Origin of the sequence: Pseudomonas putida (assembly GCF_030159595.1) — a bacterium.
In the GTDB taxonomy this organism is placed as follows: Bacteria; Pseudomonadota; Gammaproteobacteria; order Pseudomonadales; family Pseudomonadaceae; genus Aquipseudomonas; species Aquipseudomonas putida_AC.
In genome coordinates, this window is record NZ_BSKJ01000008.1 from 282,407 (window position 1) to 306,311 (window position 23,905).

The 23,905-nt window shown below is 63.2% G+C and carries 23 protein-coding genes; 15 read left to right on the top strand and 8 right to left on the bottom strand.

Features of this window, described 5'->3' with window-relative positions; genetic code table 11:
• The first annotated feature begins 1 nt into the window (after window position 1).
• The gene (locus QQL85_RS19340) at window positions 2–769 is read left to right on the top strand and encodes a TerB family tellurite resistance protein (RefSeq protein ID WP_284355521.1); all 768 of its coding nucleotides are present in this window, start codon (window positions 2–4) and stop codon (window positions 767–769) included.
• Between the two features lie 108 nt (window positions 770–877).
• Here QQL85_RS19340 and QQL85_RS19345 read toward each other — a convergent pair whose 3' ends face one another.
• Window positions 878–1,876, bottom strand: a complete 999-nt coding sequence (locus QQL85_RS19345; RefSeq protein ID WP_284355522.1) for an alpha/beta hydrolase family protein — start codon at window positions 1,874–1,876, stop codon at window positions 878–880.
• A 95-nt stretch (window positions 1,877–1,971) separates the two neighbouring features.
• Here QQL85_RS19345 and QQL85_RS19350 point away from each other — a divergent pair, with 95 nt between their 5' ends.
• The 9 genes from QQL85_RS19350 (at window position 1,972) to trpE (ending at window position 12,979) form a co-directional block, all read left to right on the top strand.
• On the top strand, window positions 1,972–4,359 hold the full coding sequence (locus tag QQL85_RS19350; RefSeq protein ID WP_284355523.1) for a PAS domain-containing sensor histidine kinase: 2,388 nt from the start codon (window positions 1,972–1,974) through the stop codon (window positions 4,357–4,359).
• Between the two features lie 7 nt (window positions 4,360–4,366).
• Window positions 4,367–4,999, top strand: coding sequence for a response regulator (locus QQL85_RS19355; protein ID WP_284355548.1), 633 nt, complete (start codon window positions 4,367–4,369; stop codon window positions 4,997–4,999).
• Window positions 5,000–5,295: 296 nt separating this feature from the next.
• Window positions 5,296–6,420: an ABC transporter ATP-binding protein gene (locus QQL85_RS19360; RefSeq protein WP_016715779.1), complete on the top strand. Its 1,125-nt coding sequence runs from the start codon at window positions 5,296–5,298 to the stop codon at window positions 6,418–6,420.
• Between the two features lie 40 nt (window positions 6,421–6,460).
• Entirely contained in the window at window positions 6,461–7,495 is a 1,035-nt protein-coding gene (locus tag QQL85_RS19365) for an ABC transporter substrate-binding protein (RefSeq protein ID WP_284355524.1), read from the top strand.
• A gap of 159 nt (window positions 7,496–7,654) precedes the next feature.
• Window positions 7,655–8,902 (top strand): ABC transporter permease, encoded by a 1,248-nt coding sequence (locus QQL85_RS19370; RefSeq protein ID WP_284355525.1) that lies wholly within the window; start codon window positions 7,655–7,657, stop codon window positions 8,900–8,902.
• An 11-nt stretch (window positions 8,903–8,913) separates the two neighbouring features.
• Entirely contained in the window at window positions 8,914–9,741 is an 828-nt protein-coding gene (locus QQL85_RS19375) for an ABC transporter permease (RefSeq protein WP_284355526.1), read from the top strand.
• 197 nt (window positions 9,742–9,938) lie between these two features.
• Window positions 9,939–10,613 (top strand): ribulose-phosphate 3-epimerase, encoded by a 675-nt coding sequence (rpe, locus tag QQL85_RS19380; RefSeq protein ID WP_284355527.1) that lies wholly within the window; start codon window positions 9,939–9,941, stop codon window positions 10,611–10,613.
• Complete coding sequence (locus tag QQL85_RS19385; RefSeq protein ID WP_284355528.1) at window positions 10,610–11,428, top strand: phosphoglycolate phosphatase; 819 nt, start codon at window positions 10,610–10,612, stop codon at window positions 11,426–11,428. Before rpe ends, QQL85_RS19385 begins: the two co-directional genes overlap by 4 nt.
• Before the next feature lie 69 nt (window positions 11,429–11,497).
• On the top strand, window positions 11,498–12,979 hold the full coding sequence (gene trpE, locus QQL85_RS19390) for an anthranilate synthase component I (protein WP_284355529.1): 1,482 nt from the start codon (window positions 11,498–11,500) through the stop codon (window positions 12,977–12,979).
• A gap of 32 nt (window positions 12,980–13,011) precedes the next feature.
• Here trpE and estP read toward each other — a convergent pair whose 3' ends face one another.
• Window positions 13,012–14,892 (bottom strand): esterase EstP, encoded by a 1,881-nt coding sequence (gene estP / locus QQL85_RS19395; protein WP_284355530.1) that lies wholly within the window; start codon window positions 14,890–14,892, stop codon window positions 13,012–13,014.
• A gap of 370 nt (window positions 14,893–15,262) precedes the next feature.
• Between estP and QQL85_RS19400 the strand changes: the two genes are divergently transcribed.
• From QQL85_RS19400 to QQL85_RS19415, 4 genes are all read left to right on the top strand, one after another.
• Window positions 15,263–15,856, top strand: coding sequence for an aminodeoxychorismate/anthranilate synthase component II (locus tag QQL85_RS19400; RefSeq protein WP_284355531.1), 594 nt, complete (start codon window positions 15,263–15,265; stop codon window positions 15,854–15,856).
• 9 nt (window positions 15,857–15,865) lie between these two features.
• The gene (trpD, locus tag QQL85_RS19405; RefSeq protein ID WP_284355532.1) at window positions 15,866–16,915 is read left to right on the top strand and encodes an anthranilate phosphoribosyltransferase; all 1,050 of its coding nucleotides are present in this window, start codon (window positions 15,866–15,868) and stop codon (window positions 16,913–16,915) included.
• A complete protein-coding gene (gene trpC, locus QQL85_RS19410; protein WP_284355533.1) occupies window positions 16,912–17,745 on the top strand; it encodes an indole-3-glycerol phosphate synthase TrpC in 834 nt (277 codons plus the stop codon). Before trpD ends, trpC begins: the two co-directional genes overlap by 4 nt.
• 167 nt (window positions 17,746–17,912) lie before the next feature.
• Window positions 17,913–18,617 carry a lipoate--protein ligase family protein gene (locus QQL85_RS19415; RefSeq protein WP_284355534.1) on the top strand — a complete coding sequence of 235 codons (705 nt, stop codon included), beginning with the start codon at window positions 17,913–17,915 and terminating at the stop codon, window positions 18,615–18,617.
• Here the strand turns inward: QQL85_RS19415 and crp are convergent.
• Window positions 18,614–19,258, bottom strand: coding sequence for a cAMP-activated global transcriptional regulator CRP (gene crp, locus QQL85_RS19420; RefSeq protein ID WP_019436724.1), 645 nt, complete (start codon window positions 19,256–19,258; stop codon window positions 18,614–18,616). The two genes, QQL85_RS19415 and crp, sit on opposite strands and share 4 nt — an antisense overlap.
• Before the next feature lie 191 nt (window positions 19,259–19,449).
• On the opposite strand from crp, the gene QQL85_RS19425 reads away from it, so the two are divergent.
• Window positions 19,450–19,872, top strand: a complete 423-nt coding sequence (locus tag QQL85_RS19425) for an OsmC family protein (RefSeq protein ID WP_016715792.1) — start codon at window positions 19,450–19,452, stop codon at window positions 19,870–19,872.
• 38 nt (window positions 19,873–19,910) lie between these two features.
• Here the strand turns inward: QQL85_RS19425 and QQL85_RS19430 are convergent, their stop codons facing one another.
• The 5 genes from QQL85_RS19430 to QQL85_RS19450 all read right to left on the bottom strand — a co-directional run bounded on the left by QQL85_RS19430 (window position 19,911) and on the right by QQL85_RS19450 (window position 23,883).
• Window positions 19,911–20,951 (bottom strand): DUF2157 domain-containing protein, encoded by a 1,041-nt coding sequence (locus tag QQL85_RS19430; protein ID WP_284355535.1) that lies wholly within the window; start codon window positions 20,949–20,951, stop codon window positions 19,911–19,913.
• Window positions 20,952–20,961: 10 nt separating this feature from the next.
• Window positions 20,962–21,609, bottom strand: coding sequence for a 2-polyprenyl-3-methyl-6-methoxy-1,4-benzoquinone monooxygenase (gene coq7, locus QQL85_RS19435; RefSeq protein ID WP_284355536.1), 648 nt, complete (start codon window positions 21,607–21,609; stop codon window positions 20,962–20,964).
• A gap of 65 nt (window positions 21,610–21,674) precedes the next feature.
• The gene (locus QQL85_RS19440) at window positions 21,675–22,013 is read right to left on the bottom strand and encodes a histidine triad nucleotide-binding protein (protein ID WP_003255518.1); all 339 of its coding nucleotides are present in this window, start codon (window positions 22,011–22,013) and stop codon (window positions 21,675–21,677) included.
• Window positions 22,014–22,076: 63 nt separating this feature from the next.
• The gene (locus QQL85_RS19445) at window positions 22,077–22,859 is read right to left on the bottom strand and encodes an SDR family NAD(P)-dependent oxidoreductase (RefSeq protein WP_284355537.1); all 783 of its coding nucleotides are present in this window, start codon (window positions 22,857–22,859) and stop codon (window positions 22,077–22,079) included.
• Window positions 22,860–22,926: 67 nt separating this feature from the next.
• Complete coding sequence (locus QQL85_RS19450; RefSeq protein ID WP_284355538.1) at window positions 22,927–23,883, bottom strand: NAD(P)H-dependent flavin oxidoreductase; 957 nt, start codon at window positions 23,881–23,883, stop codon at window positions 22,927–22,929.
• Between the last annotated feature and the right edge of the window lie 22 nt (window positions 23,884–23,905).

A 23,905-nucleotide genomic window follows, 5' to 3' on the forward strand; every position in this document is an offset into this window, starting at 1 on the left:
TATGTGGTGGCCAGGTACACTGATTGGCGCCGGCGCCGGCTTTGCCGTGGCCAGCATTCCGGGCGCCTTGCTCGGCGTATTGCTCGGGCAGGCATTTGACCGCCGTATGCGCCTGGAAGGCTGGGATGACATGCGCGAGCGCCTGGGCGGGCGCCCGGCCTTGCGCGATGACGAGTTGCTGTTCGTGATGCTCGGGCGCCTGGCCAAGTGCGATGGCCGGGTAGGCGAGCAGCATATCCAGCAGGCGCGTCAGGAGATGGTGCGCCTGGACCTGGCCGAAACGGCCCGGCTGCGCGCTATCAATGCGTTCAACCGCGGCAAGGCGGGCAAGGACCGGCTTGGCAGGCACTTGCGGCGCATTCGCCAGCAGCCTCACGCGGCGGAAGGTACCTTGCGTGCCTGTTGGCGCATGGTCTGGGCCGACGGCAAGATGGGCAACAAGGAGCGCGAGCTGTTGCTGGACTGGGGGCAGAAACTGGGCCTGAGCCGGCGGCAGGTGCAGGCCATGTCGCTGGAGTACGAGCCGCGCAAGGCTGCGGGAGCAGAAGGCGTCCCCATGACTTATGCAGCTGCGTTGCGCTTGCTGGCGGTAGAGGCGGATACCGATGCTGACAAGGTCAAGCAGGCCTACCGTCGGCTGATCAGCCGTCACCACCCGGATAAGCTGGCGGGCACGGGTGCCAGTGAGGCGCAGGTGCGTGATGCAACCGAGCGTACCCGCGAGCTGCACCAGGCTTATGCCATGATCCGGAAGCGGCGGGGCCTTTGATGGCCTCATCGCCGGCAAGCCAGCTCCCACAGGCAATACACAAGTCCTGAATGTTGCGGGACACCTGTGGGAGCTGGCTTGCCGGCGATAGGGCCATCATGGCGAATCTCAACCCTGCGGGCTCATCCACCCCCGCACCCGGCGGAACAACTGCTCTTGTTCTGCAGCCTTGTTCCCTGGCATGGCAATCAACGACAACTGCCGGTACTGGCTGTCCTTCTGCCGCTTGCTGGCCTGCAGGCGCTGCTCGGCGGTGTTGCGGTCGCTGCTACGCGTGACGTAATAGATATCGGCAGTCGGCACCTTCAAGGTTGGCGCCAGGCTTTCCAGGTCATGCTCCACCCGCGCTGGAGTCTGCGCGGCGACCATCACCAGTTTCTGCACCTGCGGTGGCTGCTTCTCGCTCAGGTAGCGGGCCGCCCAGTACGCACCGCTGCCATGCCCGATCAACACGATGCTGCGGGCATTTTGCTGCTGGGCAAACGCTACTGCAGCGTCCAGGCGGGCGAAAATGCGCGCTGCATCGGCTGGGTCTGCCTGCTCGCTGGCCTGTTCGGCGTCAGTATTTTCCGCCGTGTCGGCATCGGCAGCCGTGGCCTGGGCGACGTTGGCATTGGCGTCGGCGGGTACGTCTTTGGCCGGTGCACTTTCACCCTTGGCCTTTTCTGGTTCGGCAGCCGGCGTGGCCTCGACCCGCGCCTGCGGGCTGTCTGCCAGCAGGTCTGGCAGGCTGAGGCTCAGGCTGTGCCAGCCGACATCTGGGAATTTCTGCCGCAGGGGGCCTACGGCAGTTGGCCAGTCGGCCGTTTCACCAGCCCCCGGGACGATGATCACCGCCCCCTGGGGGTCGCTGTCGTTGGCCGGCTTCCACAAGGCCAGGAAACTGTCGGCGCCAGCTTGCAACGTCTGCTGCTCGGCCTTGGGCACCAGCCGCTCCAGCGCTTGGGCATCTTCCTGGCTGCGCTCCAGCAGGGGCGGGCGCGGCGCTTCTGCAGCGGGTGCTTCGGTTGTGGCGGTTGTTTTTTCTGCATCGGCGGCCAAGGCACCGAGCGGAAGGAGCGAGGCCAGGCAGCACATTGCCAGCGTCGTGCGATAAAGTGTGGACATGCGTCAACCCAAGGCCAGAATGATACCGGCAGCCTAATAGTATTTGCCCGTGACGGCCATGCTGCATGGCCGCCTTTGCCAAGACGAGCGTGTAGATGAAGCGAGTGCGTCGCCTGTTGGTTATCGGCTGCTTGTGGCTGCCCTTGATAGCCTTGGCCAGGACCGAGGCGGAGCCCACGGTTGTACTGGAACCTGCGCAGCAGCAGTGGCTGGACAGCCATCGCAGCCTGCGTGTCGGCCTGGTGCTGCAGGCGCCCTACGCCCAGTTCGACCGGCGCCTGCAGCAACTGTACGGGGCCAATGTAGAGCTGGTGGACAGCCTTGCGCAGGTGCTGCGGCTTGACCTTACCTGGCGCAACTTTGCCGATCAGGCCAGCCTTGAGCATGCCTTGCAGGCCGGGGAAATCGACTTTGCCCCAGGCCTTACCCAAACGCCGGCGAGCCTGCGCCTGTGGTTGTTCAGCGACCCGTACATGCGCGTGCCGCAACTGGTGGTTGGGCCGCGTACCGGGGCCATGGCGGTGGAGCTGGAAAAGCTCGAAACCGAGCAGCGCGTGGCGGTGCGCATGCCCAGCCAGCTGGCGGATTATCTGCGTGGCAACTACGGCAACCTCAATCTGCAGGGGGTGCCCAACGAGCGTGAGGCCTTGCAACTGGTGGTCGGTGGCCAGGCCAGTTTCGCCGTGCTGGATGAAGCCCAACTCAGCCGCCTGTCGCGTGAGAGCGAGTTCAGTGAGCTGGCGGTGGTCGGCGATATAGGCCTGCCACAGCTACTGCGCATTGGCTCGCGGCGCGATTGGCCGCTGCTGGCCGACGTGCTGGAGCGTGGCTTGCAGGCACTGCCGGCCAAGGAACTGGAGCAGATGCACCAGCGCTGGTTGCAGCCGAAGTACCCGCGCCTGAGCGAGTCGCCTGGCTTCTGGCAGAACCTTGCCTTGCTGTTGGGCATGCTGTTGTTGTGCGCACTGGCCACGCTGGTGTGGCAACGCCGGCAGCAGCGTCAGCTGGAGCGCAACCTGCTGGCCACGCGGGAAAGCCTGGTGGAGCGCCAGGTGCGCGAAGAGGCGTTGCGCCTGAGCCAGTTCGCCATCGACCAGAGCACGGTGGGTATCCTTTGGGTCAACTGGGACAGCCATGTGCGCTACGCCAACCACGCTGCCGAGCGCATGCTGGGTTACGCAGAGGGCGAGCTGCTGGAGCGGCCGCTGAGCGACTTCGAGCCTAGCCTGAGCATGGACCGCTGGCTGGAACTGTGGAAGGGCGCGCGCACGGGGGCGGGTGGCGTCGGCCAGTTCGAGACGCAATGCCGACGGGCCGACCACAGCCTGCTGCCGGTCGAACTGTCGCTGAGTTTTTTGCGCTTTCGTGATTCCGAATACCTGGTGGTCTACCTCGCCGATGTCACCGAGCGCCATCGCGCCCTGGCGGCCCTGCGCGAAAGCGAGGCGCGGTTGAAGGGTATCGCTGGCAACGTGCCGGGGCTGGTATTTCGTCTGGAGCGCGACCCGGCCGAGGGCGACCTGGAATTTCCCTACATCAGTGAGGGCAGCGAGGCGCTGGTGGGGTATACCCCCGGCGAAATCCAGCACCCGCAGATGGGCCTGCGTAACCTGGTGCACCCTGAGGACCGCACCGATTACCACAAGGTGCAGGACCTGGCCCTGGCCAGTGACCAGGACTGGTCCTGGCAGGGGCGCATCCTTACCCGCCAGGGCGAGCAGCGCTGGGCCGACTTCAAGGCCAGTACCCGGCGCCTGGGCAACGGCCAGGTGGTGTGGGACGGCGTGGTGTGGGACATCACCCAGGGCAAACGGGCGGAAATGGCACTGGCCAAGTCCCAGGAGCAACTGCGTGAACTGTCGGCCCATTTGGAGAGCGTGCGTGAAGAAGAGAAGGCCCGCATCGCCCGGGAAGTGCATGATGAACTGGGCCAGATGCTGACTGTGCTCAAACTGGAAGTGTCGATGTGCGAGCTGGCCTTCGCTGAGCTGGATCCAGGCCTGAACGAGCGCCTGGGCAGCATGAAACGCCTGATTGCCCAGCTGTTCCAGTTAGTGCGCGACGTGGCCACCGCCTTGCGTCCGCCGATCCTCGATGCCGGCATCGCCTCGGCCATCGAATGGCAGGCACGGCGCTTCGAGGCGCGCACGCAGATCCCGTGCCTGGTACAAGTGCCGGATAATCTGCCAGCATTGAGCGATGCCAAGGCCACCGGGTTGTTCCGTATCCTCCAGGAGGCGCTGACCAACGTGATGCGTCATGCCCAGGCGCACAGCGTGGAAATTGAGCTGGTGCACGAGGCTGGGCAATTGCGCATGACGGTCAGCGACGATGGCCAGGGCTTTTGCCGTGAGCAGACCCGGCCCACCTCGTTTGGCCTGGTGGGCGTGCGTGAGCGGGTGCTGATGCTGGGGGGCAGCATGGCGCTGGACAGTGAACCGGGCGAAGGCACCAGCCTTAGCGTGGCCATACCGTTGGAGTAGGAGAGCGATCGTGATTCGAGTGCTGGTGGCCGAAGACCACACCATTGTCCGTGAAGGTATCAAGCAACTGATTGGCCTGGCCAAGGACATGCAAGTGGCGGGGGAGGCCGGTAATGGCGAGCAACTCCTTGAAACCCTGCGCCACACGCCGTGTGAGGTGGTGTTGCTGGATATCTCGATGCCGGGCGTAAATGGCCTGGAGGCGATCCCTCGGATCCGTGCGTTGCACGATGCACCGGCAATCCTGATGTTGTCGATGCACGATGAGGCGCAGATGGCGGCGCGGGCGCTGAAGGCCGGTGCGGCGGGCTATGCCACCAAGGACAGTGACCCAGCGCTGTTGCTGACGGCGATTCGCCGGGTGGCGGCTGGCGGGCGTTACATCGACCCGTCGCTGGCTGACCGTATGGTGTTCGAAGTGGGCCTGACGGAGTCGCGGCCGTTGCACACGTTGCTGTCGGAGCGGGAGTTCTCGGTGTTCGAGCGCCTGGCCCAGGGCGCCAACGTCAACGACATTGCCCAGCAGCTGGCGCTGTCGAGCAAAACCATCAGCACCCACAAGGCGCGCCTGATGCAGAAGCTGAAAGTGAACTCGCTGGCGGAGTTGGTGAAGTACGCCATGGAGCACAAGCTGGTCTGATTGCGACATAGGCTTTTCGCAGCCTGCACCGGCCCCTTGTGGGAGCGGGTTCACCCGCGAAGAGGCCGGCCCAGGCGCCGCACATGGCAGGCCAGGCCCTTTCGCGGGTGAACCCGCTCCCACAGGGGGCGTGGCAGGGCTGAGGAAAGTGTTCAAAACCCGCCATCCTTGTAGGGCAATCCCTACAACAAATCTTCCATCCGGATGATGGCATTCTCTCAGCACCCCCGATTTTCGGGCGCTTGCGCCTCTTCTACTCTTTTGCCTACGCAGTCATCCAACAAGAAGGTGCAGGCATGAGCGAGGCGAAGTCGAACGCTGCAACCAGCGAAACGCTGGTCAGCTTCCGTGGTGTGCAGAAGAGCTACGACGGCGAGTCGCTGATCGTCAAAGACCTCAACCTGGAAATCCGCAAGGGCGAGTTCCTCACCCTGCTCGGCCCGTCCGGCTCGGGCAAGACCACCAGCCTGATGATGCTGGCCGGCTTCGAAACCCCTACTGCAGGTGAAATCCAGCTGGCCGGGCGCTCGATCAACAATGTGCCGCCGCACAAGCGCGACATCGGCATGGTGTTCCAGAACTACGCGCTGTTCCCGCACATGACCGTGGCCGAGAACCTGGCCTTTCCGCTGACCGTACGCAACCTGAGCAAGACCGACATCAGCGAGCGGGTCAAACGCGTGCTGAACATGGTCCAGCTCGATGCCTTCGCCAAGCGTTACCCCGGCCAGCTGTCTGGTGGCCAGCAGCAGCGCGTGGCGTTGGCCCGTGCGCTGGTGTTCGAGCCGCAGCTGGTGCTGATGGACGAACCGCTTGGCGCGCTGGACAAGCAACTCCGTGAACACATGCAGATGGAGATCAAGCACATCCACCAGCGCCTGGGCGTGACCGTGGTGTATGTGACCCACGACCAAGGCGAAGCGCTGACCATGTCCGACCGTGTGGCGGTGTTCCACCAGGGCGAGATCCAGCAGATCGCCGACCCGCGCACGCTGTACGAAGAACCGTGCAACACCTTCGTCGCCAACTTCATCGGCGAGAACAACCGCATCAACGGCACTCTGCTGGCCAGTGATGGCAAGCGCTGCCAGGTGCAGTTGCCGCGCGGCGAGCGGGTCGAGGCGCTGGCGGTGAATGTCGGCCAGGCCGGCGAGCCGGTCACCCTGTCGATCCGCCCCGAACGCGTGCGCCTGAACGGCCACAGCGAAAGCTGCGTGAACCGCTTCTCTGGCCGGGTGGCCGAATTCATTTACCTGGGCGACCACGTGCGGGTGCGCCTGGAGGTTTGCGGCAAGGGCGACTTCTTCGTGAAGCAGCCAATTGCCGAACTCGACCCGGCCCTGGCCGTGGGCGATGTGGTACCGCTGGGCTGGGAGGTGGAGCACGCCCGCGCGCTCGATCCGATTGCCGAAGCCCATTGATGGATTGCTTCACCAACCCTGTACTGTGGAGAGAATAAGAATGCGCAAGCAGTTGAAACTGACCGCCCTGGCCTTGGGGCTGTTCGCCGCTGGCCAGGTCATGGCCGCAGACCTCACCGTGATCTCGTTCGGGGGTGCCAACAAGGCGGCCCAGGTAAAGGCGTTCTACGAGCCGTGGGAGAAAGCGGGCAATGGCAAGATCGTCGCGGGTGAATACAACGGCGAAATGGCCAAGGTCAAGGCGATGGTCGACACCAAGAGCGTGTCGTGGAACCTGGTAGAGGTTGAATCGCCAGAGCTGGCGCGCGGTTGCGATGAGGGCATGTTCGAAGAACTCGACCCGGCCCTGTTCGGCAACGAGGGGGATTATGTACCCGGCGCCATCCAGCCGTGCGGCGTGGGCTTCTTCGTCTGGTCCACGGTCATGGCCTACAACGCCGACAAGTTGAAAACCGCACCCACCAGCTGGGCCGATTTCTGGGACACCAAGCAGTTCCCGGGTAAGCGTGGCCTGCGCAAGGGCGCCAAGTACACCATGGAATTCGCACTGATGGCCGATGGCGTTGCGCCCAAGGACGTCTACAAAGTGCTGGCCACCAAGGAAGGCCAGGACCGCGCCTTCAAGAAACTCGATGAACTCAAACCCAGCATCCAATGGTGGGAAGCGGGTGCACAGCCACCGCAGTTCCTGGCCTCGGGCGACGTGGTCATGAGCTCTGCCTACAACGGCCGTATTGCCGCAGTGCAGAAAGAGAGCAACCTCAAGGTGGTGTGGAACGGCGGCATCTACGACTTTGACGCCTGGGCGATCCCTAAAGGTGCCAAGAACGTCGAAGAGGCGAAGAAATTCATCGCCTACAGCGTCAAGCCCGAGCAACAGAAGATTTACTCCGAGAACATCGCCTACGGCCCGGCCAACGCCAAGGCTGTGAGCCTGCTGTCGGACGAGGTGAAGAAAGATATGCCGACCACGCCTGAGAACATCGCCAATCAGGTGCAGATCGATGTGGCCTTCTGGGCTGACAACAGCGAGCAGCTGGAGCAACGCTTCAACGCCTGGGCGGCGAAGAAGTAAAGGTCCGGTGTAGGGGGCCGCTTTGCGGCCCATCGCAGGCAAGCCAGCGCCCACAGGGACCGCACCGTCCCTGAGGGCAATGCAGTACCTGTGGGAGCTGGCTTGCCTGCGATGGGCTGCGCGGCAGCCCCATTTTCAGTTCGTATCGCGGAGTTCGCCATGGCCATTGCAGTGCCCCTCAACGAAGGCGCAGGTCCAAGTCTCAAGCAGCGCCTCAAGCACGCCGAGCGGGTCAACCGCTGGAAGGCGCAGGCGTTGATCGCGCCGCTGGCGCTGTTTCTTCTGCTGGTGTTTCTGGTGCCGATCGCGGCGCTGCTGTACAAGAGCGTCGGCAACCCGGAAGTGGTCGGCGGCCTGCCGCGCACGGTCGAAGTCATCAGCCAGTGGGATGGCAAGAGCCTGCCCGGTGAGGACGTGTACAAGGCGCTGAGCCAGGACCTGGCCGAGTCGCGCAAGAACCAGACCCTCGGCGACCTTTCCAAGCGTTTGAACATGGAACTGGCCGGCTACCGCAGTTTGTTGACCAAGACAGCCCGGGCACTGCCATTCAAGGCTGAGCCTACCTCTTATAAAGACGCCTTGCAGGCCGTCGACGAGCGTTGGGGCGACCCGGCCTACTGGCAGGCGATACGCCGCAATACCAGCACGGTGACCTCGTTCTACCTGCTGGCCTCTGTCGACCACCGTATCGATGACCTTGGCGAGCTGGCCAAGGCCACTCCGGACCAGGCCATCTACCTGGATATCTTTGCCCGCACCCTGTGGATGGGTGTGGTGATCACCGCCATCTGCCTGGTGCTGGCCTACCCGTTGGCCTATTTGCTGGCCAACCTGCCGACCCGGCAGAGCAACCTGCTGATGATTCTGGTGCTGCTGCCGTTCTGGACCTCGATCCTGGTGCGGGTGGCGGCGTGGATCGTGCTGCTGCAATCGGGTGGCCTGATCAACAGTGCACTGATGGCCATGGGCATCATCGACCAGCCGCTTGAACTGGTGTTCAACCGCACTGGCGTGTACATCTCCATGGTGCATATCCTGCTGCCGTTCATGATCCTGCCGCTGTACAGCGTGATGAAGGGCATTTCGCCCAGCTACATGCGTGCGGCAATTTCGCTGGGCTGCCACCCGTTCGCCAGCTTCTGGCGGGTGTACTTCCCGCAGACCTACGCCGGTGTTGGTGCCGGTTGCCTGCTGGTGTTCATCCTGGCCATCGGCTACTACATCACCCCGGCATTGCTGGGCAGCCCGAACGACCAGATGGTCAGCTATTTCGTTGCGTTCTACACCAACACCAGCATCAACTGGGGCATGGCCACCGCGCTGGGCGGGCTGTTGCTGCTGGCAACCGTGCTGTTGTACTTGATCTATAGCTGGCTGGTCGGCGCCAGCCGCCTGCGCCTGAGCTGAGGAGCCTTGTCATGCTGAGCCCATACATGTCGCCCGTGGAGCGGGTCTGGTTCTACAGCCTGCGCATTCTTTGCGGCTTGATCCTGCTGTTTCTGATCTTGCCGGTACTGGTGATCGTGCCGCTGTCATTCAACAGTGGCAGCTTCCTGGTGTACCCGCTGCAGGGCTTCTCGCTGCAGTGGTACCAGGACTTCTTCGGCTCGGCCGAGTGGATGCGGGCACTGAAGAACAGCATCATCGTCGCCCCGGCGGCCACGGTGCTGGCCATGGTGTTTGGCACCCTGGCGGCCATCGGACTGACCCGTGGCGATTTCCCCGGCAAGTCGCTGGTGATGGCGCTGGTGATTTCGCCGATGGTGGTGCCGGTGGTGATCATCGGTGTGGCCAGCTACCTGTTCTTCGCCCCGCTGGGGATGGGCAACAGCTTCACGTCGTTGATCCTGGTGCATGCAGTGCTGGGCGTGCCGTTCGTCATCATTACTGTGTCGGCAACCTTGCAGGGCTTCAACTACAACCTGGTGCGGGCGGCGGCCAGCCTGGGGGCATCGCCGCTGCTGGCGTTCCGTCGGGTGACCTTGCCGCTGATCGCGCCTGGGGTGATTTCGGGGGCGCTGTTCGCCTTTGCCACGTCGTTTGACGAAGTGGTGGTGACGCTGTTCCTGGCCGGGCCGGAGCAGGCGACCCTGCCGCGGCAGATGTTCAGTGGTATCCGCGAGAACCTGAGCCCGACCATTGCGGCGGCGGCGACCTTGCTGATTGCCTTCTCGGTGATATTGCTGCTGACCCTGGAGTGGTTGCGTGGGCGCAGCGAGAAGCTGAGAACCCAGCAGCCTGCCTGATGTGGGTAGCTTGTACCGGCCTCTTCGCGGCTAAAGCCGCTCCCACAGGATTGCGCGGCCCCTGTGGGTGCGGCTTTAGCCGCGAAGAGGCCGGTACAGGTTGAAACAGCTGGTCGACACGGATTGATACCAATCAGCCTCTACCCGTTTGCCTGAGTTACAATGCGCGCCACCGTGATTCTGCCAACAGGTGCGCCATGCAGCCCTACGCTATTGCCCCCTCCATTCTCTCTGCCGATTTCGCCCGCCTGGGTGAGGACGTCGACAAGGTATTGGCTGCGGGTGCCGACATCGTCCACTTCGATGTCATGGACAACCACTACGTCCCCAACCTGACCATCGGCCCGATGGTGTGCACTGCTCTGCGCAAGTACGGCGTCACCGCGCCGATCGACGTGCACCTTATGGTCAGCCCGGTCGACCGTATCATCGGTGACTTCATCGAGGCCGGCGCCACCTACATCACCTTCCACCCGGAAGCGACTCAGCACATCGACCGCTCGCTGCAGTTGATCAAGGACGGCGGCTGCAAGGCCGGCCTGGTGTTCAACCCGGCCACCAGCCTGGACGCCCTGAAGTATGTGATGGACAAGATCGACATGGTGCTGCTGATGAGCGTCAACCCAGGCTTCGGCGGGCAGAAGTTCATCCCCGGCACCCTCGACAAGCTGCGCGAAGCGCGTGCACTGATCGACGCCAGTGGCCGTGATATCCGCCTGGAAATCGACGGCGGCGTCAACGTCAACAACATCCGCGAGATCGCTGCCGCTGGCGCCGACACCTTCGTGGCCGGCTCGGCGATCTTCAACGCCCCGGACTACCAGGAAGTCATTGCCAGGATGCGCGCCGAAATGGCCCAGGCCCGCCCATGAGTGGCTTCGAGCAGCTGTTCCCGGGGACGCTGCCCAGGCTGGTGATGTTCGATCTGGACGGTACCCTGATCGATTCCGTGCCAGACCTGGCCGCCGCCGTGGACCGTATGCTGCTCGAACTGGGGCGCCCGTCTGCTGGCCTTGAGGCAGTACGCCACTGGGTCGGCAATGGCGCCCAGGTGCTCGTGCGCCGGGCGTTGGCAGGTGGCATCGACCACACCGACGTGGACGATACGCTGGCCGAGCAGGCGCTGGCGCTGTTCATGGACGCCTATGCCGAAAGCCATGAGTTGACCGTGGTCTACCCCGGCGTCAAGGACACCCTGCGCTGGCTGCGCAAGCAGGGCGTGGAAATGGCGCTGATCACCAACAAGCCCGAGCGTTTCGTCGGCCCGCTGCTGGACCAGATGAAGATCGGCAACTACTTCCGCTGGATCATTGGTGGCGACACCCTCGCGCAGAAAAAGCCCGACCCGGCGGCGCTGCTGTTCGTCATGCAGATGGCCGGGGTTACCCCGCAGCAGTCGCTGTTTGTCGGCGATTCGCGCAGTGACGTGCTGGCGGCCAAGGCGGCTGGCGTGCAGTGCGTGGGCCTGACCTACGGCTACAACCATGGCCGGCCGATCCACGACGAATCCCCCAGCCTTGTGATCGATGACCTGCGCGCCTTGTTGCCCGGTTGCGCAGACCCGGCCACTGGGATAACGTTGGCGGACCTTCAAGCCTCACAAGACAGAGAGTCCACCGTGGCGGTTACTGGCAAATTCTGGATGAAAGTCATCAAGGCCCTGGCCCGTTGGCGTTGGCGCGCCTGACTTGAGCCTGCCGGCGTGTGCCGGCCCATCCGTTTGCCTGACTTATTGCTGCTTGCCACGAGGCTACTCATGAACCGCGAAGAATTCCTGCGCCTGGCCGCTGCCGGCTACAACCGTATTCCACTGGCCTGCGAAACCCTGGCCGACTTCGACACGCCGCTGTCGATCTACCTGAAACTGGCCGACCAGCCCAACTCGTACCTGCTCGAATCGGTGCAGGGCGGGGAGAAGTGGGGCCGTTACTCGATGATCGGCCTGCCGTCGCGCACCGTTATGCGCGTGCATGGCTATCACGTCAGCATCCTGCAGGATGGCGTCGAGGTGGAAAGCCACGATGTCGAAGACCCGCTGGCGTTCGTCGAAAGCTTCAAGGACCGTTACAAGGTCGCCGACATCCCTGGCCTGCCGCGCTTCAACGGCGGCCTGGTCGGCTACTTCGGTTACGACTGCGTGCGCTATGTGGAAAAGCGCCTGGGCGCCAGCCCCAACCCAGACCCGCTGGGTGTGCCGGATATCCTGCTGATGGTGTCCGATGCGGTGGTGGTGTTCGACAACCTGGCGGGCAAGATGCACGCCATCGTGCTGGTCGACCCAGCTGAAGAACAGGCCTTCGAACAGGGCCAGGCACGCCTGCAAGGCCTGCTGGAAACCCTGCGTCAGCCGATCACCCCGCGCCGCGGCCTGGACCTGAGCGGCCCGCAGGCAGCCGAGCCGGAATTCCGCTCCAGCTATACCCGCGACGACTATGAGAACGCGGTCGGCCGTATCAAGGAGTACATCCTGGCCGGTGACTGCATGCAGGTGGTGCCGTCGCAGCGCATGTCGATCGACTTCAAGGCTGCGCCTATAGACCTGTACCGTGCGCTGCGCTGCTTCAACCCGACGCCGTACATGTACTTCTTCAACTTCGGTGACTTCCATGTGGTTGGCAGTTCGCCCGAGGTGCTGGTGCGTGTCGAGGACAACCTGGTTACGGTGCGCCCGATCGCCGGTACCCGCCCGCGTGGCGCGACCGAAGAGGCCGACCGCGCGCTGGAAGATGACCTGCTGTCGGACGACAAGGAAATTGCCGAGCACCTGATGCTGATCGACCTGGGCCGCAACGATGTGGGTCGCGTGTCCTCGACCGGCAGCGTGCGCCTGACCGAGAAAATGGTGATCGAGCGTTACTCCAACGTGATGCACATTGTCTCCAACGTCACCGGCCAACTGCGTGAAGGGCTGACGGCGATGGATGCACTGCGGGCGATCCTGCCGGCAGGCACTCTGTCGGGTGCACCGAAGATCCGCGCGATGGAGATCATCGACGAGTTGGAACCGGTCAAGCGTGGGGTTTACGGCGGTGCAGTCGGCTACTTTGCCTGGAACGGCAACATGGACACCGCGATTGCTATTCGTACCGCAGTCATCAAGGACGGCGAGCTGCATGTGCAGGCGGGGGGCGGCATTGTTGCCGACTCGGTGCCGGCGCTGGAGTGGGAAGAAACCATCAACAAGCGCCGGGCGATGTTCCGTGCGGTCGCCTTGGCCGAGCAGACTTCAGCCAAGTAGACAGATTGGGGCCGCACAGCGGCCCCATCTATTCAGAAGTCCACGCTGATCCCCAGGCTCACCCCCTGCTGGGTCAATTCATCACTGTTGCGCCAGTTGTAATTGCCGCGCAAGTGCACCCCTGCCACCAGTTCATGGCTCACCCCCAGGCTCGCCCGGGTGAGGTCGCTGTGCGGCGTATACCCGGTCAGGGTGAAGTCATTCGCCGGCAAGCTGGCGAGGTGCATGGTCACATCCTGCCGGTCATCCTCGAACTCATGTTCCTGCGCCACTTCGGTGAACAGCCGGGTACTCGGCAACACCTGCACACTGGCCTGCAACCCCAGGCCCAGGCGGCGTGACGTGCGCTCTTGGTCGTCGAAGCCCAGCGCCGTCGAGCGCCCACTCTTCTCGTCGTAGCCATCCACCTTCACGCGCGCATAGTCGGCATTGATGAAGGGGGCCAGTTGCCAGTTGCTGCCATCGGCCGCCAGGTTGTAGCCCAGCCGACCCGACATCGCCCAGGCCTCGCCATCAGTGTCGCCCTTTTCGCTGCGGTCATTCACGCCAAGGGCGAAGGTGCGCTTGAGGTCGCTGTAGTTCAGGTGCCCGGCGGTCAGCGCGGCATCGGCCCACCAGCGGTCCTGGCGGTATTGGGCAAAGGCACTGGCCAGGTAGCTGTTCAGCGTGTAGTCCGAGCCCTGTTCGCCGGCCTCCAGCTTCTGCCGGTATACGCCCCCGGCCAGGCCCAGGCGCCAGGCGTCGTTCAGGCGGTAGCTGCCGCCCACGGTCAGGTTGTAGCCGTGGCCATCGCCACCGGCCGCGCTGCTCTGGCCGTCGAAGTCCAGGTCCTGAGCGCCGCTGGCGACAAAGGCTTGCCACTGGCCAACGGCTTGCCAGGGTGTCTGCCACTGGTTGCGCAGTTCGTCCTGGTGGGCACGCAGGCTTGCATGGGCCATCTCCGGGAGCAGGGTCAGTTCCCACGGTGCGGAGAGGATCGAGTAGGCGTAGTCGGCTATCAGTTGCTGACCTGCGATGGTCGGGTGCACCAAGTCGTTGAAGAGCAGCTTGGTAGGGTCTGGCGTTGTGCCGTTGGCGCCATACACCTGGTTTTCCACGCAGCCTTCGCCGCTGTAGCAGGTGCCCACCAGGTTTTGGTCACTGGCCAGGCCGAACTGGTTGGGGCTGGCCAGTGCTTCGCTCAGCAGCATGGGGACGTTCAGCGGGATGATCTCGGCATCAATCTGCCCCAGTTGGCTAAGCAGCGACTGGTTGAAGACGCCAGACAACAATGACAGCGGGTTCTGTTGCGGCGTGCCGCTGAAGTTGGGCGTTTGGCCGAGGTCGGGGAGCAGCCAGACCATGATGTAGCGGGCGCCACCTTGTTGCAGGGCCTGGGCGCTGGCGGCCAGGCGGGCGCCGGCGGCTGCGGCATCAGCGGGGCTGTTGACCAGGCCTTGAAGGAAGTCGTTGCCGCCGCCAGTCAGGTAGTACAGCGCGTTGGGGTCGGCACGCAGGCCGTTGGCCAGGTAGCCCGGCTTTTCGCGCAGTACCTGCCCGGCGCCGGGGCGCCCTGGTGGGATGACCGTCTCGGAGGTGCTGGTGATCGAGTCCAGGATCTGTTGGGTGGTGTAGCCACCGACTGCCCAGTTATTGCCGTCGGGGAGCCCCAATGCCGGATTGAGAGGGGAGGTGGAAGGGCCAAGCTCGGCCGGGCTCACACCCAGCCGCCCGCCCAGGATCATCGGCGACACTGGAGCATAATTGCCATTGGCATCGAGGTTGGTGAAGCGCACGCCGCCAAACTGACCTGCGTCGCTGAGGCTATCGCCAAACACAATCATGCTGGAGTAGGGCGAGGGTGCAGCGAATGCCTGGCTGCAGGCCAATGCCAATGAGGCGAGGGTAAAGCGCAATAACGGGGCTTTTCGCATCAGGGAACATCCTTTTCTTTGTTTTTATGCGGGGCTGCCCGATCGACCTTAGCAAATCGCAGTGCATCCCTCCCAAGTCCATTCGTTTCCCCGTGTTTACAGGCATATTGCGCCCGCAGCCCCGGTAGGCTACTGTGCCGGGACGTATGAGCGAGACCTATCCTGTGTTGATCGTCAGCAAACTCTTGATGCGCGTAATCAAGGCCCACGCCCGTTGGCGTTGGCGCGCCTGACTTTATCTCCTGCCGGCCCGCCCGGCCCGCCCCCGTTTGCCTTCTTCTTTTACTGCCCATTTGTGGCAAAGCCGTGCCTGCGGCAACTGCAAGAAGGTTCGAATCATGAAGTCAGTAAATTCAAGAGGTTTAACACCATGTTACTGATGATCGACAATTACGACTCATTCACTTACAACGTCGTTCAGTACCTTGGCGAGCTGGGTGCCGAGGTAAAGGTTATTCGCAATGACGAAATGACCATCGCCCAGATCGAAGCCCTCAATCCCGAGCGCATCGTCGTATCCCCAGGCCCATGCACGCCGAGCGAGGCGGGCGTGTCCATCGAGGCCATCCTGCACTTTGCCGGCAAGCTGCCGATCCTGGGCGTTTGCCTGGGGCACCAGTCCATCGGGCAGGCTTTTGGCGGTGACGTGGTACGTGCCCGCCAGGTGATGCACGGCAAGACCAGCCCGGTACACCATCGCGACCTGGGCGTGTTCACCAGCCTTAACAACCCGCTGACCGTTACCCGCTACCACTCGCTGGTGGTCAAGCGCGACACCTTGCCCGATTGCCTGGAAGTCACTGCCTGGACCGCCCACGAAGATGGCACAGTCGACGAAATCATGGGGCTGCGCCACAAGACCCTTAATATAGAAGGGGTGCAGTTCCACCCCGAGTCGATCCTGACCGAGCAGGGCCACGAGCTGTTCGCCAACTTCCTCAAGCAGACCGGCGGCCGCCGCTAAGGACCGAACATGGATATCAAGAGTGCGTTGAGCCGTATCGTCGGCCACCTGGACCTCTCTACCGATGAAATGCGTGACGTCATGCGCCAGATCATGACCGGCCAGTGCAGCGAAGCGCAGATTGGCGCCTTCCTGATGGGCATGCGCATGAAGAGCGAGAGCATCGACGAAATCGTCGGTGCGGTGTCGGTGATGCGCGAGCTGGCCGAAAAGGTCGAACTGCAAAGTCTCGATGGGGTGGTCGACATCGTCGGTACCGGCGGTGATGGCGCCAACATCTTCAACGTTTCCACCGCTTCGTCGTTCGTTCTGGCAGCAGCGGGCTGCACCGTGGCCAAGCACGGCAACCGCGCGGTGTCGGGCAAGAGCGGCAGTGCCGACCTGCTGGAAGCCGCCGGCATCTACCTGAACCTGACGCCCACTCAAGTGGCCCGCTGCATTGATAGCCTGGGTATTGGTTTCATGTTCGCGCAAAGCCACCACTCGGCCATGAAACATGCCGCCGGCCCGCGTCGCGACCTGGGGTTGCGTACCCTGTTCAATATGCTCGGCCCGCTTACGAATCCGGCTGGAGTGAAGCACCAGGTGGTCGGTGTGTTCGCCCAGGCCCTGTGCCGCCCGTTGGCCGAGGTACTGCAACGCCTGGGTAGCAAGCATGTGCTGGTGGTGCACTCGAAGGACGGCCTGGATGAATTCAGCCTGGCTGCGCCCACCTTCGTTGCCGAACTTAAGAACGGCGAAATCACTGAATATTGGGTCGAGCCGGAAGACCTCGGCATGAAGAGTCAGAGCCTGCATGGCCTGGCCGTCGAGAACCCGCAGGCGTCGCTGGAGCTGATCCGTGATGCACTGGGCCGCCGCAAGACCGAAAACGGCCAGAAGGCTGCCGAAATGATCGTGCTCAACGCGGGTGCTGCGCTCTATGCTGCCGATCATGCAATGACCCTGGCCCAAGGCGTGGAACTGGCCCACGATGTACTGCACACCGGCCTGGCCTGGGAAAAGCTGCAGGAGCTGGGTGCCTTTACTGCAGTATTCAAGGTGGAGAACGAAGCATGAGTGTGCCGACGGTGCTGGAAAGGATCATTGCCCGCAAGTTTCAGGAAGTCGCCGAGCGCAGCGCGCGCGTCAGTCTTGCTGAGCTGGAGCGACTGGCCAAGGTCGCCGATGCCCCGCGTGGCTTCGCCAACGCGCTGATCGAGCAGGCCAAGCGCAAGCAGCCAGCGGTGATTGCCGAAATCAAGAAAGCCTCGCCGAGCAAGGGTGTTATCCGCGAGCATTTCGTACCGGCGGAAATCGCTGTCAGCTACGAGAAGGGCGGCGCTACTTGCCTGTCGGTGCTGACCGATGTCGATTACTTCCAGGGTGCCGATGAGTATTTGCAGCAAGCCCGCGCAGCGGTATCGCTGCCAGTGATCCGCAAAGACTTCATGGTCGACCCTTACCAGATCGTCGAAGCCCGGGCCTTGGGGGCGGACTGTGTGCTGCTGATCGTCTCGGCGCTGGATGATGTGAAGATGACCGAGCTTGCAGCTACCGCCAAGGAGGTCGGCCTCGACGTGTTGGTGGAAGTGCACGACGGTGATGAACTGGAACGCGCGCTGAAAACCCTGGATACGCCGCTGGTAGGGGTAAACAACCGCAACCTGCACACCTTCGAGGTCAGCCTGGAAACCACCCTCGACCTGCTGCCGCGTATTCCGCGTGACCGCCTGGCAATTACCGAGAGTGGCATTCTCAACCGGGCCGATGTGGAGCTGATGGCGATCAACGAGGTTTACTCGTTCCTGGTGGGCGAAGCGTTCATGCGCGCCGAGCAGCCTGGGTTGGAGTTGCAGCGGTTGTTCTTCCCGGAGCAGGTGAAGAAGACCGTTCAGCAACTTGACTGATCAAATGAAGCCGGCGTTTTTGCCGGCTTTTTTCTAAGCCTGCAATGGCCTCTTCGCGGGTAAACCCGCTCCCACAGGATGCTCACTGCCTGTAGGTCCTGTGATATCCCTGTGGGAGCGGGTTCACCCGCGAAGAGGCCGGTGAAAACAACAAAATAGGTGGATCAATGATCGATCAACCCCTGGCCCTGACAGTCGAACAAGGCCTGCACGCCGAACAGGATCTGCTGGCCGCCGTCTGCCGTGGCGAGCGCGACAGTGGCGTGCTGTTCTGGCGCCCCACCGACCATGCGCTGGTCATGCCCCGTCGCATGAGCCGTCTGGATAACTTCGAAGCCGCTTGCTCGGAGCTGGCGATTGCCGGCTGGCCGGTGCTGCTGCGTGAGACGGGCGGTGAGCCTGTGCCGCAGTCCCATTCGACCGTGAACGTTGCCTTGGTCTACGTCGCCCCGCGCAGCGAAGGTGACCATGGCCGCATCGAAAATGCCTACGAGCGCCTGTGCCTGCCGCTGTGCGATGTGCTGCGTGAGTGGGGTGGGGTCGCGTCGGTGGGGGAAATCGACGGTGCCTTTTGCGATGGACGCTACAACGTCAACCTCAATGGTCGCAAATTGGTAGGTACCGCCCAGCGCTGGCGCCAGGGTTTGGGTGGCAAGCGCCCGGTGGTGCTGGTGCACGGTGCCTTGCTGCTAGATAACGAGCGCGAGTCGATGGTGGCCGCGGTCAACCGCTTCAATGAGTGCTGCGAGCTGGAGCAGCGCTGCCGTGCCGATGCGCACATCGCCTTGCATGAGGTGGCCCCCGCAGCGCCCTGGTTCGAGCGCCTTTCTCAGGCCTACGCAAGGGTACTGGCGGACCTGCCCAGGGACTAGCGAGTGCCGTAGACCACCATGGTCTTGCCCTTGACCTGCACCAGGCTGCGCTCTTCAAGGTCCTTGAGGACGCGGCCGACCATTTCCCGCGAGCAACCGACGATGCGGCCGATTTCCTGACGGGTAATCTTGATCTGCATGCCGTCGGGGTGGGTCATGGCATCAGGCTGCTTGCACAGTTCCAGCAGGCAACGGGCAACCCGCCCGGTCACGTCGAAAAAGGCCAGGTCGCCGACCTTGCGCGTGGTGTTGCGCAGGCGCTGGGCCATCTGGCTGCCCAGAGCGTAGAGGATTTCCGGGTCCTGACGTGCCAGTTCGCGGAATTTCTCATAGCTGATTTCGGCCACTTCGCATTCGGTCTTGGCCCGCACCCAGGCACTGCGCTGCTGTTCGCCATCAACCGGTTCGAACAGGCCCAGTTCACCAAAGAAATCACCATTGTTGAGGTAGGCGATGATCATTTCATGGCCGTCGTCGTCCTCGATGAGGATGGTTACCGAACCCTTGATGATGAAGGACAGTGTCTCGGCCCGGTCACCCGCGCAGATAATGTTGCTCTTGGCGGTATAGCGGCGGCGCTGGCAGTGCACCAGCAGCTTGTCGATGTTCTTGATCTTGGCGGGTAGGGCGGAGGCAACCATCACGAAATCCTGTTCGATACGACGCATAGGCTTTTTATAGAGGTTGGCTGGCGGCAAGCGCCAGTCATTTGGCGCCAGCTTATCAGACACTACGAGATGTTTCGGTACTAAACCGACACCTCTCGTACTTTTCCCACAGCCGCACAAGGTCTAAGCTGACACCCTTTTCCGAAAATCAGGAGTGCGGGTAGATGAAGGCACGTATCCAGTGGGCCGGTGAGGCCATGTTCCTCGGCGAATCGGGGAGTGGCCATGTCGTCGTGATGGACGGCCCGCCCGAGGCCGGCGGCCGCAACCTGGGTGTGCGCCCGATGGAAATGCTGCTGTTGGGCCTGGGTGGCTGCAGCAGCTTTGATGTGGTGAGCATCCTGAAGAAGTCGCGCCAGGCGGTGGAAAGCTGCGAGGCGTTCCTGGAAGCCGAGCGCGCCAGCGAAGACCCGAAGGTGTTCACCAAGATTCACATGAACTTCGTGGTGAAAGGCCGTGCGTTGAAAGAAGCCCAGGTCAAGCGGGCGGTAGAGCTGTCGGCGGAGAAGTACTGCTCGGCTTCGATCATGCTCGAGCGTGCCGGGGTTGAGATTACCCATGGGTATGAAATCGTAGAGCTTGGTTAAGGCCACTATTCTGGGGCCGCAAAGCGGCCCCGGCATTATCAGCTCCGAAGCGCCGGCAGTGCAGCCCGCAGCCACCCCGGCAACCATCCCCGCATCACTTGGCTCAACCGCTCTCGCCGCTTCTGGTAAACCAGACCCAGCCAGATAACTCCCAGCCCGATCAAAGTCACTACCACCGGGAACAGCAGCGATTCGGCAAACACCTCGTATGACAGATACCCGAGGTAAGCCGCCACCCCCAGTGCCCCAAACACCATGAACACTGGCCGGCGCAACAGCACCGCCATGCCCATCAGCGCAATGTTGATCAGGCAGTACATGGCCTTGCCCAGCTCACTGCCGCTGTCCAGCAGCGTCAACCCGCCCCAGAATGCCGCCAGCCCGGCCAGGTAGCCCCACCGGGCGTAGTCCTCTTGCGTGCGGCCGTCTACCACCAGGAACACCACCAGCAACCCCAACCCGAACCACAGCGAAACCTCGCGGCGCTGCTCCCAGCTGAACGGCGAGCCGAAGAACCATTCGCTCAGGTCCATCGACATGAACCACAGGGCCACGGCCATCGGCATGACGACGAACGGGTAGGGAATCAGCCGCAGCATCAGCAACCCGGCAAGCACCGTGGCCGCTTCCATCGCCAGCCAGCCGCCCTGCACATAGGTGTAGTACTGGTGATAGTTGGCTTGCGCGTCGTCCAGTGGCCACCAGCCTGCCAGGCGTTCGATGGCGAACACCGCCAGTGGCACGATGCTGACCGCCACCGCTGCCAACACCCCGGCAGCGACAGGCTGGGCGCGCCGTTGCAGATGGAGGGCGAACAACGTGATCAGCAGGATGTACACGCTGGCGATGACCAGCAGTGCGCCGTCACCGATGCGCATCCAGGCTTCGGTGAGAAGCCAGCCCATGGCCGCCATGATCAGCATGGCGCCAAAGTAGAAGGCGACATGGGCCAGCTGGAAGCTGCCCCGGCGTGCGGGTTGCTGGCGCAGGAATGCAAGCAGGGCCTGGTCTTGGCCCGGCTGGAGAATGCCGGCTTGCACGGCACGCGCCAGGTCCTTGGCGTCGAAGCGGTCCGTCATGAGGGGGCCTTCAGATGCGGTAGGTGCTCTTGGTCATGACCTTGGCCAGCAAGCTCATGCCAAAGCGGACCGGGGCCGGGAAGCGATAGCCACCGGCTTCCAGGGCGGACTCGGCGTGCTGCGCTTCGTCTATGCGCATCTGCTCCAGAATGGCCCGGGACTTTTCATCTTCGTGCGGGATCTGCTCCAGGTGCTCGTCGAGGTGCTTGCACACCTGATGCTCGGTGGCGGCGACGAAGCCCAGGCTTACCTTGTCGCTGACCAGCCCGGCGAGCGCGCCGATGCCGAACGACATGCCGTAGAACAGGGGGTTGAGCACGCTAGGGTGGCTGTTCAGCTGGCGAATGCGTTGTTCGCACCAGGCCAGGTGGTCGACTTCTTCCTCGGCGGCATGCTCCATGGCCTTGCGCACTTCGGGCAGCTTGGCAGTCAGTGCCTGGCCCTGGTACAGCGCCTGGGCGCACACTTCACCTGTGTGGTTGATACGCATCAAGCCGGCGATGTGGCGGGTCTGCTGCTCGTCCAGGTCAACGTCTGGCTGGACGATGGCCGGCGATGGTCGGGCGGGTTGGCCGCTGAAGGGCAGCAAGGTGCGCATGGCGGTATCGGCCTGCAGCAACAAGCGGTCGAGCGGCGAATAGTGACGTTCGGTAGCCATCGGGCACCTCCGCAAGAATGTGCCCGACAGTTTACCGCAATAGCGGCGGGGTCGCTTGCCGTGGATCAGCCGGGTGGCCAGTTCATCTGGCGCTGGCCAAGCACATGCATATGGATGTGGTAGACGGTCTGGCCACCTTTCGGGTTGCAGTTCATGACCACGCGGAAGCCTTCCTCGCAGCCTTGCTCGACAGCCAGGCGCTGGGCGGTGAACAGGATGTGGCCAGCCAGGGCCTTGTCTTCTTCGGTCAGGTCGTTGAGCGTGCGGATGTGCTTTTTCGGGATGACCAGAAAATGTACCGGTGCCGCGGGTGCAATGTCCTTGAAGGCCAGGATCTGGTCGTCTTCGTAGATGATATCCGCCGGGATTTCCCGGTTGATGATTTTGAGGAATAGATCGTCCACAGCACTTGCTCCATGGTGAGGGTCGGGCCGAGTGTACTCAGCCAGGCGCCGCTCGCCCAGTGGCTATTCCATGCCGGCCGGGCAATAGCGGCGGTGGATGGCCCCGGCAAGCTTGCGCACCAGCCAGCGCGGTAGCAAGCGTGGGGCGAATGCCAGCCAGCGGTTGCGTCGGCCGGGCATGATCAGCGCGCGATTCTTGTCCAGCGCACGCACGGTGTACAGCGCCACTTCCTCGGGGCTGAGGCAGCGTGGTTTGCCATCGAGCCGGGCAATGCGCCGGCGCGAGGAGCGCACCGGGCCGGGGCACAGCACCGAGACCTTGATGCCGGTGCGCTTGAGCTCTTCGCGCAAGGCTTGGGAAAAACTCAATACATATGCCTTGCTGGCGGCATAGGCCGCCATCCACGGGCCAGGGGCGACACCGGCCAGGCCCGCGACGTTGAGGATCTGCCCGCCACCCTGCACGGCCATCAGGTTGCCGATGGCATGGCACAGGCGGCTCAGGGCCAGTACGTTGACTTCCAGCAGGTCTTGCTCGTCTGCCCACTCATGGGCCAGGAATGGCCCGTAGGTGCGCAGACCGGCACAATTCACCAGCAGGTCGATGCGCCGTTCGCCTTCTTCCAGTTCCAGCACGAAGCCTGACAGGCGCAGTGGTTGGCTGAGGTCGCAGGCGCGGAACAGCACCTCGACACCAAAGCGCTGGGTCAGCTCAATGGCCACGGGTTCCAGCGTTTCACGCTGGCGTGCCACCAGGATCAGGTTGCGCCCGCGCCGCGCCAGGGCTTCCGCCAGGGCCAGGCCCAGGCCGCTGGAAGCACCAGTGATCATGGCGTAACGGGTCATGCAAGGCTCCTGGGGGCGGAAGAGGGCGCCTAGTGTACAGCTTGACCGGGCAAGGTGTTGCGTTTTGCTACAAGGTACGGGCGCGCAGGGCCTGGCAGCGTTGCAGTGCTTCCAGGTACTCGTTGTGCAGGCGCTCGATCAGCACGCTGGCGCTGGGCAGGTCGTCGATACCGCCGACACCCTGGCCCGCCGACCAGACGGTTTTCCAGGCTTTTGCTTCGTCGTCGATCGGCTTGAGCTTGCCTGGTTCGTGGCCGCCCTTGATGGCATTCATGTCGTAGCCGGCCTGCTCTAGGCTCGGGCGCAGGAAACTGGCGGGAATGCCGGACACCGCCGGGGTGTGGATGATGTCGGCGGCATGGGCATCGAGTAGCATCTGCTTGTAGTCATCCTGGGCCTGGCTTTCTGTGGTGGCGATGAAGCGCGTGCCCATGTACGCCAAGTCCGCGCCCAGCAGTTGCGCGGCCAGGATTTCGTGGCCGTGGTTGAGGCAGCCAGCCAGCAACAGGGTCTTGTCGAAGAACTGGCGAATTTCTGCGGCCAAGGCGAACGGGCTCCAGGTTCCGGCATGGCCACCCGCGCCGGCGGCGACAGCAATCAGCCCGTCGACGCCTGCCTCGGCGGCCTTTTCGGCATGACGGCGGGTGGTGACATCGTGGAACACCATCCCACCGTAACGGTGCACGGCATCGACCACTTCCTTCACTGCACCCAGGCTGGTGATGACGATCGGTACGCGGTGCTCCACGCACAAGGCCAAATCGGCCTGCAGGCGCGGGTTGGTCGGGTGGACGATCAGGTTGACCGCGTAGGGGGCTGGCGCCTGCAGTTGTGCCAGACCTGCCTCGATTTCTTCCAGCCACGCCTTGAAGCCGGCGCTGTCACGCTGGTTCAGGGCCGGGAAGCTGCCCACTACACCGTTGGCGCAGCAGGCCAGCACCAGCTTTGGGTTGGAGATCAGGAACATCGGTGCTGCAACCACGGGCAGGCGCAGGTGTTGTTCGAGCGAGGCGGGTAGCGACATGGCGAGGCTCCTTGAGCGGGTG

What these genes read in the sequence shown, in the direction of transcription:
- QQL85_RS19450 (WP_284355538.1), bottom strand. Translation starts at nt 23,883, where the DNA reads ATGTCGCTACCCGCCTCGCTCGAACAACACCTGCGCCTGCCCGTGGTT.
- QQL85_RS19350 (WP_284355523.1), top strand. Translation starts at nt 1,972, where the DNA reads ATGAAGCGAGTGCGTCGCCTGTTGGTTATCGGCTGCTTGTGGCTGCCC.
- QQL85_RS19375 (WP_284355526.1), top strand. Translation starts at nt 8,914, where the DNA reads ATGCTGAGCCCATACATGTCGCCCGTGGAGCGGGTCTGGTTCTACAGC.
- QQL85_RS19360 (WP_016715779.1), top strand. Translation starts at nt 5,296, where the DNA reads ATGAGCGAGGCGAAGTCGAACGCTGCAACCAGCGAAACGCTGGTCAGC.
- QQL85_RS19415 (WP_284355534.1), top strand. Translation starts at nt 17,913, where the DNA reads ATGATCGATCAACCCCTGGCCCTGACAGTCGAACAAGGCCTGCACGCC.
- QQL85_RS19340 (WP_284355521.1), top strand. Translation starts at nt 2, where the DNA reads ATGTGGTGGCCAGGTACACTGATTGGCGCCGGCGCCGGCTTTGCCGTG.
- QQL85_RS19370 (WP_284355525.1), top strand. Translation starts at nt 7,655, where the DNA reads ATGGCCATTGCAGTGCCCCTCAACGAAGGCGCAGGTCCAAGTCTCAAG.
- QQL85_RS19400 (WP_284355531.1), top strand. Translation starts at nt 15,263, where the DNA reads ATGTTACTGATGATCGACAATTACGACTCATTCACTTACAACGTCGTT.
- QQL85_RS19365 (WP_284355524.1), top strand. Translation starts at nt 6,461, where the DNA reads ATGCGCAAGCAGTTGAAACTGACCGCCCTGGCCTTGGGGCTGTTCGCC.
- QQL85_RS19430 (WP_284355535.1), bottom strand. Translation starts at nt 20,951, where the DNA reads ATGACGGACCGCTTCGACGCCAAGGACCTGGCGCGTGCCGTGCAAGCC.
- rpe (WP_284355527.1), top strand. Translation starts at nt 9,939, where the DNA reads ATGCAGCCCTACGCTATTGCCCCCTCCATTCTCTCTGCCGATTTCGCC.
- QQL85_RS19385 (WP_284355528.1), top strand. Translation starts at nt 10,610, where the DNA reads ATGAGTGGCTTCGAGCAGCTGTTCCCGGGGACGCTGCCCAGGCTGGTG.
- trpD (WP_284355532.1), top strand. Translation starts at nt 15,866, where the DNA reads ATGGATATCAAGAGTGCGTTGAGCCGTATCGTCGGCCACCTGGACCTC.
- QQL85_RS19445 (WP_284355537.1), bottom strand. Translation starts at nt 22,859, where the DNA reads ATGACCCGTTACGCCATGATCACTGGTGCTTCCAGCGGCCTGGGCCTG.
- QQL85_RS19345 (WP_284355522.1), bottom strand. Translation starts at nt 1,876, where the DNA reads ATGTCCACACTTTATCGCACGACGCTGGCAATGTGCTGCCTGGCCTCG.
- trpE (WP_284355529.1), top strand. Translation starts at nt 11,498, where the DNA reads ATGAACCGCGAAGAATTCCTGCGCCTGGCCGCTGCCGGCTACAACCGT.
- trpC (WP_284355533.1), top strand. Translation starts at nt 16,912, where the DNA reads ATGAGTGTGCCGACGGTGCTGGAAAGGATCATTGCCCGCAAGTTTCAG.
- crp (WP_019436724.1), bottom strand. Translation starts at nt 19,258, where the DNA reads ATGGTTGCCTCCGCCCTACCCGCCAAGATCAAGAACATCGACAAGCTG.
- estP (WP_284355530.1), bottom strand. Translation starts at nt 14,892, where the DNA reads ATGCGAAAAGCCCCGTTATTGCGCTTTACCCTCGCCTCATTGGCATTG.
- coq7 (WP_284355536.1), bottom strand. Translation starts at nt 21,609, where the DNA reads ATGGCTACCGAACGTCACTATTCGCCGCTCGACCGCTTGTTGCTGCAG.
- QQL85_RS19425 (WP_016715792.1), top strand. Translation starts at nt 19,450, where the DNA reads ATGAAGGCACGTATCCAGTGGGCCGGTGAGGCCATGTTCCTCGGCGAA.